Origin of the sequence: Acinetobacter sp. NEB 394 (assembly GCF_013374795.1) — a bacterium.
GTDB lineage: Bacteria > Pseudomonadota > Gammaproteobacteria > Pseudomonadales > Moraxellaceae > Acinetobacter > Acinetobacter johnsonii.
On record NZ_CP055277.1, the window covers coordinates 2,860,479 to 2,875,154 of the forward strand.

At 42.9% G+C, this 14,676-nt stretch carries 13 protein-coding genes; 7 read left to right on the forward strand and 6 right to left on the reverse strand.

The genetic code is table 11. The features are described from left to right. Positions 1 to 32: 32 nt before the first annotated feature. From HUK62_RS13865 to rplU, 6 genes are all read right to left on the reverse strand, one after another. The gene (locus HUK62_RS13865; protein WP_176538145.1) at positions 33 to 803 is read right to left on the reverse strand and encodes an RsiV family protein; all 771 of its coding nucleotides are present in this window, start codon (positions 801 to 803) and stop codon (positions 33 to 35) included. 173 nt (positions 804 to 976) lie between these two features. Then, complete coding sequence (gene lolA, locus HUK62_RS13870; protein WP_176538146.1) at positions 977 to 1,675, reverse strand: outer membrane lipoprotein chaperone LolA; 699 nt, start codon at positions 1,673 to 1,675, stop codon at positions 977 to 979. Between the two features lie 220 nt (positions 1,676 to 1,895). Continuing rightward, positions 1,896 to 2,651, reverse strand: a complete 756-nt coding sequence (locus HUK62_RS13875; RefSeq protein WP_218015303.1) for a collagen-like protein — start codon at positions 2,649 to 2,651, stop codon at positions 1,896 to 1,898. A 75-nt stretch (positions 2,652 to 2,726) separates the two neighbouring features. Further along, positions 2,727 to 3,059, reverse strand: coding sequence for a collagen-like protein (locus HUK62_RS18905; RefSeq protein WP_218015304.1), 333 nt, complete (start codon positions 3,057 to 3,059; stop codon positions 2,727 to 2,729). A 364-nt stretch (positions 3,060 to 3,423) separates the two neighbouring features. Further along, entirely contained in the window at positions 3,424 to 3,678 is a 255-nt protein-coding gene (rpmA, locus tag HUK62_RS13885) for a 50S ribosomal protein L27 (protein ID WP_004695443.1), read from the reverse strand. A 19-nt stretch (positions 3,679 to 3,697) separates the two neighbouring features. Further along, a complete protein-coding gene (gene rplU / locus HUK62_RS13890) occupies positions 3,698 to 4,009 on the reverse strand; it encodes a 50S ribosomal protein L21 (protein ID WP_004695441.1) in 312 nt (103 codons plus the stop codon). Between the two features lie 467 nt (positions 4,010 to 4,476). On the opposite strand from rplU, the gene sdsA reads away from it, so the two are divergent. The 7 genes from sdsA to HUK62_RS13925 all read left to right on the forward strand — a co-directional run bounded on the left by sdsA (position 4,477) and on the right by HUK62_RS13925 (position 14,676). Then, a complete protein-coding gene (gene sdsA, locus HUK62_RS13895; protein WP_176538148.1) occupies positions 4,477 to 5,454 on the forward strand; it encodes an All-trans-nonaprenyl-diphosphate synthase in 978 nt (325 codons plus the stop codon). A gap of 33 nt (positions 5,455 to 5,487) precedes the next feature. After that, the gene (locus HUK62_RS13900) at positions 5,488 to 7,542 is read left to right on the forward strand and encodes a site-specific recombinase (protein ID WP_176538502.1); all 2,055 of its coding nucleotides are present in this window, start codon (positions 5,488 to 5,490) and stop codon (positions 7,540 to 7,542) included. A 146-nt stretch (positions 7,543 to 7,688) separates the two neighbouring features. Further along, entirely contained in the window at positions 7,689 to 8,300 is a 612-nt protein-coding gene (locus tag HUK62_RS13905; protein WP_176538149.1) for a phosphatase PAP2 family protein, read from the forward strand. A gap of 25 nt (positions 8,301 to 8,325) precedes the next feature. Continuing rightward, positions 8,326 to 9,570: an efflux RND transporter periplasmic adaptor subunit gene (locus HUK62_RS13910; RefSeq protein ID WP_176538150.1), complete on the forward strand. Its 1,245-nt coding sequence runs from the start codon at positions 8,326 to 8,328 to the stop codon at positions 9,568 to 9,570. 12 nt (positions 9,571 to 9,582) lie between these two features. Then, positions 9,583 to 12,762 (forward strand): multidrug efflux RND transporter permease subunit AdeJ, encoded by a 3,180-nt coding sequence (adeJ, locus tag HUK62_RS13915; protein ID WP_176538151.1) that lies wholly within the window; start codon positions 9,583 to 9,585, stop codon positions 12,760 to 12,762. Then, on the forward strand, positions 12,762 to 14,216 hold the full coding sequence (gene adeK, locus HUK62_RS13920) for a multidrug efflux RND transporter AdeIJK outer membrane channel subunit AdeK (RefSeq protein ID WP_114837051.1): 1,455 nt from the start codon (positions 12,762 to 12,764) through the stop codon (positions 14,214 to 14,216). Before adeJ ends, adeK begins: the two co-directional genes overlap by 1 nt. Before the next feature lie 103 nt (positions 14,217 to 14,319). Continuing rightward, positions 14,320 to 14,676, forward strand: a complete 357-nt coding sequence (locus HUK62_RS13925) for a YbjQ family protein (RefSeq protein WP_176538152.1) — start codon at positions 14,320 to 14,322, stop codon at positions 14,674 to 14,676.

Genomic DNA, 14,676 nt, shown 5'->3' on the forward strand with positions numbered 1-14,676 from the left:
CGATCACTAGCTGTGGCTTATTACAGCAATTTTCATGGCTTTTCTTTGCTCGCTTTTTCTCGTTCAGCTGCATAATCGACAAAACTCGGCAAATATTCCGCCTTAATTAAGCCGCTGGCTTGTTGATACGGTAAAACCAATTCAGACATCCCTTCTGCATAAGACGCTAATTCATATAAGGGATAGACGAACACCACACCTTTGGCACTCATATAATAATTATCTGTCAGCTTCAATTGCTCGCGTGAAATATTATGATCGGACAGCCACATGCTATTGGCACTATATAATGCATCTAATAATTGCGATTCAGTCTTGTCCACCACAATGTCACTCAGCGCAACCCGTTTTTTCGTTGCCAAATCTAAGGTGATGTATTCGTTGTGATACATGCCATGCGCGGCACGCGCTGGGTAGTGATAATACATCAAGACAAAATCAGCATATTTTCCACGCTGCGCCACATAACGGACATCAGACAAAGTTTCACTGAGCATGTTTTCATCGATCTGTGGCTTTGCTTGCTTCGAGCTTTCAAATGCCACAGGATTGGCTTTTTTCATCCGTTCATCAAAATATTGACTGATCCATGGGACATTGGTGTCCAAGCTGTACAGCTTGTATTGGGTACATCCTTCCTCATCACATGCAATAGAACGCGCCAATTGTAATGGTCGAACTTTTGCCTCAATCAGTGGTAAAGTCTGTGTGACTTGAGCTGGTTTAGTTGTCTCTTCACTTTTTGCAGCGTTAATGTCATTTTGTGGTTGGCATGCGCTGAGCAATCCAACGCACAACATCATTGCGAAGACAGATCCAATTTTATTGTTATGAAGTAATATCATGATTTACCCGCAGTTACGTATTCAATAGCACAGACTATACAAAGCACAGCCATAACTTCCCACCACGTTATGTAACTGAACGTGACCCAATAAAAAACCACCCGAAGGTGGTTTTAAACAACAGGCTCATATTATTGGTCAATAATGTCTGTGCCTTTAGGCGGCGTAAAATTAAAGGTTGAAGCTGGAATATTGGTATTTACCTTAGTGTTATTAAAACGCACATAGGTTGTTTGTCCCAAAGAATCTTCTAAGATCATTAGCGTTGGCGCATTTTTCGCACCAAAACTGATCGTTAAACTTTGAAACGCACCATCATCGCTTTTTGGGTACAGGGTATAGTAAGTTTTGCTCTGATTTGGTTGCGTAATACGGTATGACTTACGAATCTGTTCCGTATTCCCTGACAATAATAGTGCAGGTGTATTCGCCACCTGTTCATCTAAAGTTTGACGAACCGCTTGCTGTAAGTCTGGATCATAAATCCATACCGTTTTACCCGAAGTTACAATGGTTTGTTTCGCAGGGCTTGTGGTTTCCCAATAGAATTTCCCTGGACGCTCAACTTTCATCACCCCTTTAAAGGTCTGATTCATATGCTGAGCAGATAAACCTTGTTTCTTCGGTGCTTTAGATGAATTTGTAACTTTGGTGGTTTGCTCAAAGTTAGAACTGATACTTTGGATACCACTCAACTGTTTCACTAAACTCGTCGTCGCTTGTTGCTCCGATGCTGCAACCGGAGCTGCAAATACTGTACTGCTCATAACAGGGCCAAGTGTTATTACACCCACTGTCATTGCATATAAAGTCTTACGAAGCATTTTCATAATCTCACCTTTTATAATTTGCGCAGTCGCAATTTGTTAGATGAGCTATCTTAAATCAAATTTTATGGCTAATAATTGAGAATATAAGAAGATTTGTATATTTATTGGTGCTTAATGTTGTGAAATATCCATCATGATGAAGAACTCAGTTTGAGTTTAGATATGAAAAAGCCCCTAAATCACTAGAGGCTTTTCTAACTGAGGTTAAGAATTATCACTGTCATTTCCATTGCCAACCAATTGCTGCACCTGCACCGAAGTCGCCTTCACTATTGGTTGTCACAGCTACTTTGTATACATATTTGTTACTTTCAGTCACTCCACTGAGACCAAAAGCATAACCTTGCTCACCTTCCCATGTACCCACACCGGCACTCAACATATTGTAGCCAGCATCTGTCGGTTGCGGTAAAGATGCTATCGCAATACTTGATGCAACTGCTGCATAGGTTCGATCTTCGAGTTTTCGCATGTCTCGGTTCAAGGCATTTACACGGCTATCGGTATAAGCATTTGCTTGATTGAGGGTTTGTTGCCCAACTTGGTTCACATAGGTTTTTGCTTCATTCAAGATGTAGGTATCAGCAGCATCCATCACTTCTTTAGAGATTCCATTGGTACCATTTGCACCTTTAAGACTGGCCAACCATTGAGTAATGCTGCCCTCAAAGCCATTACCAACTGCAACATCATAAGCACTAAAACCTGTTGCACCTGTCATCCCTGTGTTACCCATATCGCCTTTTAAGCTAGCGAGCCATTCGGTGATAGTACCGTCAAAACCATTAACTTGCGCAACTTGATAAGCATTATATCCTGTCGCTCCCGTTTCACCTTGGATACCTTGTTCGCCTTGTGCTCCAGTTGCCCCTGTCTCACCTGTGGCACCTTGGATACCTTGTGCACCCGTTGCTCCAGTATCGCCTCTGTCTCCCTTATCTCCTTTGGCGCCAGTTGCTCCAGTATCGCCTTTCACACCTTGGATACCTTGTTCACCCTTATCACCCTTATCACCCTTGGCTCCTGTGGCACCAGTATCGCCTTTGTCGCCCTAATCTCCTTTGGCGCCAGTTGCTCCAGTATCGCCTTTCACACCTTGGATACCTTGCTCACCCTTATCGCCCTTGGCTCCTGTGTCGCCTTTTTCTCCTGGGATGCCCTGTGGTCCCTCTGGACCTATTGGTCCTTGTGGTCCCATAGGACCTGGAGTTCCAGAACCGTGTCCATGTCCGTTACCATTTCCATGTCCGTTACCATTTCCATGCGAACCATGACCATACCCATTTCCGTTCCCATGTGACTCGTGTCCTTGTCCCTGCCCTTGATGATTATCTCCCTGAGTTGCCCATGCTGCATTCCCCATGGCCAATAAAATACTCAACAACAATAATTTCGGAGTAAGTCTCAGATTAGCAACAACGCTCTCTCTCTCAACGTGTGATCTATGAGGAATGCGTAACACTGTCTCTTTCATCATATGGTTTTGTTCAATTTGACTGTCTTGTTTTGTAACAGAAACCATATGGCAGCAGGATTTTCCCAAGACTTTTGTGAATATTTTGTTCATATCTATCTGCCTTTCTTTTAGTTTTGTTTTTTTATTACACTCCTATTTTTTTGTGACACACATCACCATTTATTGGTATTTAGTGTTTTATTTCAGAATTAAAAACACAAGAAAAATAAGCTAACCATATGAATAGACGAAAAAAAACCCACAAAACTGTGGGTTTTTTTACTATTAAAACTTACGCTTCAACAGTTACGTAGCGACGGCCAAACTGACCTTTCACTTCGAATTTTACTACGCCGTCAGCGGTTGCAAACAAAGTATGGTCACGGCCCATACCAACGTTTTGACCTGCGTGGAATTCTGTACCACGTTGACGAACGATGATGTTACCAGCAGTCACAGATTGACCACCGTAAATTTTAACACCAAGCATTTTAGGGTTCGAATCACGACCGTTCTTAGTCGAACCACCGGCTTTTTTAGTTGCCATGTCTCATTACTCCTCGTGATTAGCCTGAAATAGCTGTAATTTTCAACTCAGTGAACCATTGACGGTGACCTTGTTGTTTACGGTAGTGTTTACGACGACGCATTTTTACAATACGGATTTTGTCGTGACGACCATGGCTAACTACTTCAGCAGTTACAGTAGCGCCAGCAACAACTGGAGCACCGATTTGAATGCTGTCACCATTTACTAGCATTAATACGTCATCAAACGTAATAGTTGCGCCAGTTTCAGCTTTCAACAATTCAACTTTAAGGGTTTCACCCTCTACAACACGGTGCTGTTTACCACCGCTTTGGATTACTGCGTACATAATGTACTCCAAACATGCCCGTGTCGTCGTGCCGATAAAGGAAGATATCGATCTTAATACGAACGCCACTGGGGTTAATCAAGGGCAAGGATTTTAAGTGATATTGACTCAAACAACAAGAGATTTGCCGAACTTATTAGACTAAATTAACGATTATTTAATAATCGAGAAAAACTCAATCAACAAATTACAGTTCAACTCTGGCTTGACTTTGCTTACAATGAAATAGATTTTTAAAATCAATCCGCTATAGTATGGATGAATTGATTTTTAAAATGTAAATAAGCCTACAAATGCAGTACGCTTATACATTGGGGAAATAAGGAACTGTCTTTAGTAAAATATAGCCTCGCACGCTAGCGAGTCTTATTTATGATTGAAATGAATCATTTAGACAGGTATCCCTATTTACACAATACTGGTAATGCTGATTTTTATCACTTTATATAGATGAGGCCGCTCTTCAAATGACCATCGACTTTAAGCAAGATATTCTCGCCCCTGTAGCTCAAGACTTTGCCACGATGGACACATTTATTAATGAAGGCATTACCTCTAAAGTGGCATTGGTCATGGCGGTGAGTAAACATGTGGTTGAAGCAGGTGGTAAACGCATGCGTCCCATTATGTGTTTATTGGCTGCCAAAGCCTGTGGTGCAGAAGACTTGGAACGCCAGCGCAAACTTGCTGCCATCATTGAAATGCTGCATACCGCAACCTTAGTCCATGATGATGTGGTCGATGAATCTGGCTTACGTCGTGGTCGCCCAACGGCCAACGCGACTTGGAACAATCAGACCGCTGTACTGGTGGGTGACTTTCTAATTTCACGTGCCTTTGATTTGTTGGTCGATCTCGGTGACATGACCTTACTCAAAGATTTTTCTACAGGGACTTGTGAAATTGCCGAAGGTGAAGTGTTACAACTTCAAGCACAGCACCAACCTGAAACCACAGAACAAACGTATTTAGATATTATTCACGGTAAAACGTCACGTTTATTTGAACTGGCAACTGAAGGGGCTGCCATTCTTTCTGGGACACCGCAGTACCGTGAACCGCTGCGTTTATTTGCTGGCCACTTTGGCAATGCCTTTCAAATCATTGATGATATTTTAGATTACACCTCAGATGCTGAAACATTAGGTAAAAATATTGGCGATGATTTAATGGAAGGTAAACCGACTTTACCGTTAATCTCAGCATTGAAAAATACAACGGGTGAAGAACATAACATTGTTCGTCGAAGTATTGCGACAGGTGGAACGGCAGATCTTGATCAAGTCATTGCTATCGTAAACAGTTCTGGCGCACTAGATTACTGCCGACAACGGGCGCATGAAGAAACCGAAGCCGCACTTCAAGCATTACAGGCTTTACCTGACAGCCAATATCGTCAAGCACTGGTCAATTTAACCCAACTGGCTTTACATCGAATTCAATAACAAATGATGCTTTAAAATGTTTTTAACTTGCCTATGCATATAAAATTTAATGATCTTTTCTCTCAAATGCAGCAACAGCTTGAGCAACCTCAAGCTGTTTTAAATGATCAACTTTTAATTGAGTTGGTGGAGCGTATTCGTCCAACGGATGCGTATCAAACCGATGAAATCCATCAAAAATTTCAAGCGCTCATTCAAGCATTACTCATCACTCCCGATGCCGCATCAACCTTACAAAGCTTTGTGCTGCGGCTTATTTCCCAATATAAACAAACCAGTCTTTATGCCGACACAGGCATCTTGTCTTTAGATGGGTTTTGGAACCAATTGTCGCAGCGTTTAGGGGCACATTTTCTCCCACTGATTAATGACGAAACTCAACTACAAGATTTAGTCCGTCGCGTTTTCCCCAACCGAAGTGATAAATATTGGCTCGATAACATCCGAGACAGTGACTGGCTACAACTGCTGAACCTGCTCAATCACGGGCATGCCAATCAAAAAGAAAAAGTCAAAATTCGCAGTGAAGTGATTAAGGCCATTACGGTGTTGTCTTATCGGATTAGTGGTATTGGTTTATATCCAGAGTTTATTAATGCGCATCCTGAGTTGACCGAATATGAATCGCCTTTTTTAGTGCAGAACCGCGAAATTATCGAGTTCATTCAACAGTATAAAAAGGCACATCAAGACGCAGAAACCTCCAGTGTGGTTGCCCCACCCGACGCCTCTCAAGCACTGGTCATGATTGAGCAGTGTCGTGATGTGGTATTAAAAATTCGTCGTGCGACCAAGCGTATTGGGGTCAGTGTCAGTTTAACCTATCTGATTTCTTTACTTGAGCAATGCTTAGACCGCGTCGAACTGTTGCTCAATTTAATTGTAGAAGAAGGCGAAGCACACTATGAAGCGGTGAGCCTGCTCTTGGTCGACATTACCGCTGCGATTTATAGTGAACGGAGTGTGCGCTCTTTATTGACGACCAATAGTGAATTGATTGCTTTACAGGTGACTGAAAATGCCAGTAAAACGGGCGAACACTATGTAAGTACAGACAAACAAGGCTTTTTAGCCATGTATAAGTCCGCAGCGGGTGCAGGTGTCATCATTGCTACCATGGCCACCCTGAAAATCTTGTCTGCACGGATGATCATGGCACCGCTCATGCAAGCCTTTGTTTACAGCATGAACTACTCATTGGGGTTTATGTTGATCCATGTGTTGCACTTTACCGTAGCAACAAAGCAACCAGCGATGACAGCAGCGGCACTCGCGGCAACGGTACAACAGCGCAAAGGTTCAAAAACAGCGCAAATTGCTGAATTAGCAGCGCTGATTATTAATATTATTCGCACCCAATTTATTGCTATTTTGGGCAATATCTCAATTGCCATCCCTGTTGCCGCCTTTATTACATGGGCATGGGCAACTGGCATGCATGAACCGCTACTCAACCATGCAAAAGCGGCGAAAGTCTTACATGACTTAAACCCTTTTACCTCTCTGGCCATTCCGCATGCCGCGATTGCGGGTGTCTGCTTGTTTTTATCAGGACTTTTAGCAGGCTATTTTGACAATATGGCGGTTTATCGCAAAGTTGGCCCCCGCTTAAAAGCACACCCTCGTCTCAAAACCATCATGGGACAAGAACGGCTCGATAAATTTGCAAGCTATATAGAACGTAACTTAGGTGCGCTGGCGGGTAATTTTCTGTTCGGGATTATGCTAGGAAGTATGGGAACCATTGGTTATATTTTGGGTTTACCCCTAGATATTCGCCATATTGCCTTTGCTTCAGCAAACTTCATTCAAGGTCTGATGAATATTAATGGTAGTCCTGAGATTGGCTTGATTATTGTATCGTTCCTCGGAGTGCTCGCTATTGGTCTAACGAACTTATTTGTCAGTTTTACCCTCACGATTATTGTGGCTTTACGTGCACGTCGAGTTCGATTTGAACAGTGGAAACCGTTAGCAAAATTGGTTTTAACCCATTTTCTAACGCGACCAAGTGACTTCTTTTGGCCACCGAAAGTACCTCTTGAAGTTGATGAAAGTTCGAACAATACAAAACACCATACAAAATGATTTTGTACCGATTTTGAGCTCTTGTTACACTGTGAACAAAATTTTATACATGATTAATCAACACTTGAATTAAAGTGTACTGATGAGTACACTTTAACCCAGTAAATAACCGCGCTTAAATCGGTTGAAATGACACGAGTTCCAGCATGCATTACTTGTTGCTTTTTATCGGTATTATTTTATTTATAATCAGTGCATTAGCTCTAAGCATTCAACCACTCACAGCTTTAGATCTGGCGATGGTCGAATATTTCAGCACATTAAGAACTGAGCCTATAGATAAACTTGCAATACTTTTATCGGCACTCGGTGGCATGCCGTTTGTATTATTTCTAACCACTCTATGGTGTTTCCATCGTGCATGGTATAAAAAGTATAGAGATGTTGTTTTTATTGGTTTAGGCGTTGTTGGAAGTATTGCTTCTGCTTGGCTACTTAAATTTCTAATTTCAAGACCACGCCCACCAGAAATGTTTCACCTAGTGACGAGCTATGGTGCTTCCTTTCCGAGTGCGCACAGTATGTATGCTGCCACTTTGGCGTGTCTTGCCATTTTCTTAAGTCGACCATTTTCTGCACATCGTCATGTTGTATCCATTGCTCTTTTATGGATGCTGATGATGGGAATTTCAAGAGTCTATCTTGGAGTACATTTCCCATCCGACGTTCTCGCAGGTTGGAGCATTAGTATTATCTGGATTTCACTGCTTTACATCTTGTGCGGCAGATATACCCAATTAAATACACATTATTTTTAGATAAGAATCTAATCGAGGTGGAACAATGATATCGGCAAAGCTTTGGGCCCCAGCCCTTACCGCTTGCGCATTAGCAACGAGTATTGCACTTGTTGGTTGTAGCAAAGACCCAAAAGATGCGCAGCAAGCTGGCGCTTCTCAACAAACGCCACCTACTGAAGTCGGTGTCATTGTTGCACAACCGCAAAATGTAGAACAATCTGTAGAGTTATCTGGCAGAACCACGGCATTTGAAATCTCTGAAGTTCGCCCACAAACGAGTGGAATCATTCTAAAACGTTTGTTTGCGGAAGGCAGTTATGTACGTGAAGGCCAGGCACTTTATGAACTTGATGCTCGTTCCAACCGCGCAACATTTGATAATGCCAAAGCAGCATTATTACAACAAGAAGCGAATTTAAGCACACTCAGAACCAAACTAAATCGTTATCAGCAACTGGTTTCAAGCAACGCTGTTGCGAAACAGGACTATGACGACTTAGTGGGTCAAGTAAAGGTTGCTGAGGCACAAGTGGCCGCAGCACGTGCTCAAGTTAAAAATGCTGAAGTGGACTTAGGTTATTCAACCATACGCTCACCAATTTCAGGTCAAACCAACCGCTCTACAGTTACTGCGGGTGCTTTGGTGACTGCAAACCAAACAGAGCCATTGGTGACAATTCAACGTTTAGACCCGATCTATGTTGATATCAACCAATCAAGCTCTGAACTTCTTCGTTTGCGTCAACAATTGAGTAAAGGTAGCTTAGACAGCAGTAACAACACGCGTGTGAAGCTGAAACTTGAAGATGGCAGTGACTATCCAATCGAAGGCCGTTTAGCTTTCTCTGATGCTAGTGTCAATCCAGATACAGGGACTGTAACGATTCGTGCGGTGTTCCCGAACCCGAATCACTTGTTGCTTCCTGGTATGTTTGCCAATGCACAAATCGTTCAAGGCGTAATCCCGAATGCGATGTTAGTGCCTCAAATTGCAGTGACTCGCACACCAACAGGTCAAGCAATGGCAATGATTGTGAATGACAAAGGCGTAGTAGAGCCTCGTCAAATCACCACCGTTGGTATTCAAGGCCAAGACTGGATTGTGACTGAAGGCCTTAAAACAGGTGAAAAAGTTATTGTTGACGGAATAGCGAAAGTTAAAGCTGAACAGAAAGTTGTTGCGAAACCGTATCAACCTAAAGCAGCAGCACCTCAAGCTCCAACAACGGATGCTAAAAAGACAGAAGCTGGTGCAAAAACTGAACAAAAAGCTACTTCAAACGCATAAGGGGTAGACTGAATGGCTCAATTTTTTATTCATCGCCCCATTTTTGCGTGGGTGATTGCACTGGTGATTATGTTGGCGGGTATTATCACGCTGACAAAAATGCCGGTTGCCCAATATCCGACGATTTCACCGCCCTCGGTGACAATCTCTGCAACTTATCCGGGTGCTTCTGCACAGACTGTTGAAAACACAGTCACTCAGATCATTGAACAACAAATGAATGGTTTAGATGGTTTACGTTACATTTCATCTAACAGTGCGGGTAACGGTCAAGCGTCTATTAACTTAAACTTTGAACAAGGCATCGATCCTGATATTGCTCAAGTTCAAGTACAGAATAAACTACAATCGGCAACGGCGCTTTTACCTGAAGATGTACAACGTCAAGGTCTAAAAGTCACCAAGTCTGGTGCGAGCTTTATGCAAGTTCTTGCATTTTACTCTCCAGATGGAAGTCTTTCTGGGGCGGACATTAATGACTATGTAAACTCAAACATTTCTGAACCACTTAGCCGTGTTGCAGGTGTTGGTGAACTTCAAGTCTTTGGTGGTCAATATGCGATGCGTATTTGGCTAGATCCAGCGAAAATGAACAGTTTGCAAGTGACACCAAGTGACATTGCTGCTGCAATTCGTGCTCAAAACGCTCAAGTGGCTGTAGGTCAGTTAGGCGGTGCACCATCTGTGCAAGGTCAAGTGCTGAACGCAACAGTGAATGCTCAAAGCATGTTGCAAACCCCTGAACAATTTAGAAATATTTTTCTAAAAAATACATCTTCTGGTGCTCAAGTTCGCTTAGGTGATGTTGCGCGTGTTGAACTCGGGTCAGATAACTATCAGTTCGACTCTAAATTTAATGGTAAGTCTGCTGGCGGTGTTGCGATTAAACTTGCAACTGGTGCAAATGCACTAGATACAGCAGCGGCTGTAGAAAAGCGCCTCAGTGAACTTCGTAAAAACTACCCAAATGGTTTAAAAGATCAACTGGCTTATGACACTACACCGTTTATTAAGCTGTCGATTGAAAGTGTTGTACACACGTTGATTGAAGCTGTCGTGTTGGTGTTCATTGTCATGTTCTTATTCTTACAGAACTGGCGTGCCACGATTATCCCAACATTGGCTGTTCCAGTGGTTGTATTGGGCACATTTGCTGTCATTAACATCTTCGGTTTCTCAATCAACACGCTCACTATGTTTGCGATGGTCTTAGCGATTGGTCTTCTGGTCGATGATGCGATTGTTGTGGTGGAAAACGTCGAACGGGTAATGCAAGAAGAACACCTCGACCCTGTAGCTGCGACCGAAAAATCAATGCAACAGATTTCTGGTGCCTTGGTCGGTATTACCAGTGTATTAACTGCGGTATTCGTACCGATGGCATTCTTTGCAGGTACAACCGGTGTTATTTACCGTCAGTTCTCGATTACGCTAGTTACCGCAATGATTTTGTCACTGATCGTGGCATTAACATTCACCCCTGCCCTGTGTGCAACCTTGTTAAAACAACACGATCCGAATAAAGCAGAAAGTAATAATATTTTTGCGCGTTTCTTCCGTTGGTTTAACAGCAGCTTTGAAAAGCTATCCGTAAAATACCAAGGTGGTGTCAACCGTATGACCCATCATAAAGTATTTTCTGGTGTGGTTTATTTACTGGTGATTGCAGGCTTAGTTGGCCTATATAAAGCTTTACCATCCTCATTCTTGCCTGACGAAGACCAAGGCGTCGTCATGACTTTAGTTCAGCTTCCACCAAGTGCAAGCCTTGAACGTACCGATAAAGTCATCACCACAATGACAGACTATTTCATGAATAAAGAAAAAGAACATGTAGAGTCCATCTTTACTGTTTCTGGTTTCTCATTCACAGGTGTTGGTCAAAACGCAGGTCTTGCCTTTATCAAGCTGAAGGACTGGAGTGAGCGTACGACACCTGAGTCGCAAATTGGTGCCATCATCCAACGTGGTATGGCATTGAATATGATCGTGAAAGACGCCTCTTACATCATGCCATTACAGTTACCTGCAATGCCTGAATTAGGTGTGTCGGCTGGTTTTGACATCCAGTTGAAAGATGCAAGTGGTCAAGGTCATGAGAAATTGATTGCTGCACGTAATGCTATTTTAGGTATGGCTGCACAAGACAAACGTCTTGCAGGCGTCCGTCCTAATGGTCAAGAAGATACGCCTCAATACCAAATCAACATTGATCAAGCACAAGCAGGTGCAATGGGTGTGAGTATTGCGGATATCAATACAACCATGAGCATGGCTTGGGGTGGTTCATATATTAATGACTTCGTAGACCGTGGTCGTGTGAAAAAAGTCTATGTGCAAGGCGAAGCAAATGCACGTATGATGCCTGAAGACTTGAACAAGTGGTATGTACGTAATAGTAGCGGCACAATGGTTCCATTCTCAGCATTTGCAACAGGCGAATGGACTTATGGTTCACCACGTCTAGAGCGTTATAACGGTGTATCTTCTGTAAACATTCAAGGTACTCCAGCACCGGGCGTAAGTTCAGGTGATGCAATGCTCGCGATGGAAGAAATTATTGGTAAGTTACCATCTATGGGCTTACAAGGTTTCGACTATGAATGGACAGGCTTATCTTTAGAAGAACGTGATTCGGGCAATCAAACAGCTCCGCTGCTTGTTCTTTCAATGCTTATCGTCTTCTTATGTCTTGCCGCATTGTATGAAAGTTGGTCTATCCCTGTTTCAGTATTACTAGTTGTACCACTCGGTATTCTTGGTGCATTTGCACTGACATGGTTAGGTATGATCATTAAGGGCGATCCAAACTTATCGTTCAACATCTACTTCCAAGTTGCGATTGTTGCCGTGATTGGTCTTTCTGCGAAAAATGCGATCTTGATCGTAGAGTTTGCAAAAGAGTTGCAAGAACAAGGTGAAGACTTGTTTGATGCAACCCTTCATGCTGCAAAAATGCGTTTACGCCCAATTATCATGACCACCCTTGCATTCGGTTTTGGTGTACTTCCGCTTGCCCTTTCAACAGGTGCTGGTGCAGGTAGCCAACACTCGGTAGGCTTTGGTGTCCTTGGTGGTGTAATTAGTTCTACACTGTTGGGTATTTTCTTCATTCCAGTATTCTTTGTTTGGATTCGTAGTATTTTCAAATACAAACCTAAGAAACAAAATAATCAGGAGCAAACATCGTGATGCAAAAAGTATGGTCTATTTCAGGTCGTAGCATTGCGGTATCTGCACTTGCGCTTGCTTTGACTGCATGTCAAAGCATGCGTGGTCCAGAACCCGTCGCTCAAGCGGATATCCCAACAGGATATATTGGTTCAACGACAGGTCCATCTGTTGCAGAACAAGGCTATAAAGACTTTTTTGCTGATCAGCGTTTAGTCCAAGTCATCGAGTTAGCACTAGCCAATAACCGTGACCTCCGTACGGCGACTTTAAATATTCAACGTGCTCAGCAAGCGTATCAAATTAGCGAAAACAACCAACTGCCAACCATTGGTGCAAGTGGTAGTGTGCTTCGCCAAGATACACTCAGCAGCAAACCTATGACAACCTATAATGTTGGCCTTGGCGTAACTGCGTATGAGTTAGACTTTTGGGGTCGTGTTCGTAGCTTAAAAGACAATGCTTTAGACAGCTATTTAGCGACTCAAAGTGCACGTGATGCAACACAAATTTCGTTGATTGGTCAGGTTGCGCAAGCATGGCTGAGCTATTCGTTTGCCAATGCCAACTTAAAACTGGCAGACCAAACCTTAAAAGCACAGCTTGAATCATACAATCTGAACAAAAAACGTTTTGATGTCGGTATCGACAGTGAAGTCCCTGTACGTCAAGCGCAAATTTCGGTTGAAACTGCACGTAATGACGTTGCGAACTACAAGACTCAACTTGCACAAGCACAGAACTTACTCAACCTGTTGGTGGGTCAGCCTGTTCCTGCAAACTTATTGTCTCCTCAACCTGTGAAACGCATTACCCAAAGTACGGCGTTGACAGCGGGCTTGCCAAGCGACTTGTTGAATAACCGTCCTGATGTCCGTGCTGCGGAATATCAATTATCTGCTGCGGGTGCCAACATTGGTGCAGCAAAAGCACAGTTATACCCAACCATCAGCTTAACGGGTACAGCGGGTTATGCATCGACAGATTTAAGCGATTTGTTTAAATCAGGTGCCTTTGTATGGTCACTTGGCCCAAGCTTAGATATTCCAATCTTTGACTGGGGTACACGTCGTGCCAATGTGAAGATTTCTGAAACTGACCAAAAAATTGCGTTGTCAGATTATGAAAAAACCATTCAAACTGCTTTCCGTGAAGTGAATGATGCCTTGGCAGTACGTGAAAATATTGGTGACCGTCTAGCAGCGCAACGTCGTCTGGTAGATGCAACCAACACCACTTATAAACTTTCAACTGCTCGCTTCCGTGCAGGTATCGATAACTACCTGACTGTACTTGATGCACAACGTACATCGTACTCAGCGGAACAAGGGTTGTTATTGCTTGAACAAGCAAACTTAAACAACCAAGTTGAAGTGTATAAAACCCTCGGTGGCGGTGTAAAAGCCAACACGACGGATCAAGTGGTGAAACAGCCTTCTTCTTCAGATGTGAAATACAACAAAACAGCGAACTAAGGTTTGCAACATCAAAAGCTCACTTCGGTGGGCTTTTTTATTGCTTTTTGCTGGGCTTTTTCCTATCTTCAAAGATAATCAAATCATTTGAATATTGAACATTATGCTTTTAAGTAACCTTGAGTCTGTTCCTGGACATACCATTTCCCAACAATTGGATGTGGTCTATGGCAGTACGGTTCGGAGTAAACATGTCGGACGCGACTTTTTGGCAGGGTTAAAAAATATTGTCGGTGGTGAACTCACTGCCTATACTGAGCTTTTAGAAGAATCCCGCCAAGAAGCCATGAATCGTATGATTGCAAAAGCACAAGGCTTAGGTGCCAATGCCATTGTAGGTATTCGTTTTTCAACTTCTAACATTGCCCAAGGTGCATCTGAGTTATTTGTTTATGGCACTGCGGTCCGTATTACACCGTTAGACAACCATCTCCCCGATCCATTTCCAACACAGGCCTAA

Bases quoted from the DNA above. Each gene is read 5' to 3' on its own strand.
- HUK62_RS13865 (WP_176538145.1), bottom strand. From the start codon at position 803: ATGATGTTGTGCGTTGGATTGCTCAGCGCATGCCAACCACAAAATGAC.
- adeK (WP_114837051.1), top strand. From the start codon at position 12,762: ATGCAAAAAGTATGGTCTATTTCAGGTCGTAGCATTGCGGTATCTGCA.
- HUK62_RS13925 (WP_176538152.1), top strand. From the start codon at position 14,320: ATGCTTTTAAGTAACCTTGAGTCTGTTCCTGGACATACCATTTCCCAA.
- sdsA (WP_176538148.1), top strand. From the start codon at position 4,477: ATGACCATCGACTTTAAGCAAGATATTCTCGCCCCTGTAGCTCAAGAC.
- lolA (WP_176538146.1), bottom strand. From the start codon at position 1,675: ATGAAAATGCTTCGTAAGACTTTATATGCAATGACAGTGGGTGTAATA.
- adeJ (WP_176538151.1), top strand. From the start codon at position 9,583: ATGGCTCAATTTTTTATTCATCGCCCCATTTTTGCGTGGGTGATTGCA.
- rplU (WP_004695441.1), bottom strand. From the start codon at position 4,009: ATGTACGCAGTAATCCAAAGCGGTGGTAAACAGCACCGTGTTGTAGAG.
- HUK62_RS13905 (WP_176538149.1), top strand. From the start codon at position 7,689: ATGCATTACTTGTTGCTTTTTATCGGTATTATTTTATTTATAATCAGT.
- HUK62_RS13900 (WP_176538502.1), top strand. From the start codon at position 5,488: ATGCATATAAAATTTAATGATCTTTTCTCTCAAATGCAGCAACAGCTT.
- HUK62_RS13910 (WP_176538150.1), top strand. From the start codon at position 8,326: ATGATATCGGCAAAGCTTTGGGCCCCAGCCCTTACCGCTTGCGCATTA.
- rpmA (WP_004695443.1), bottom strand. From the start codon at position 3,678: ATGGCAACTAAAAAAGCCGGTGGTTCGACTAAGAACGGTCGTGATTCG.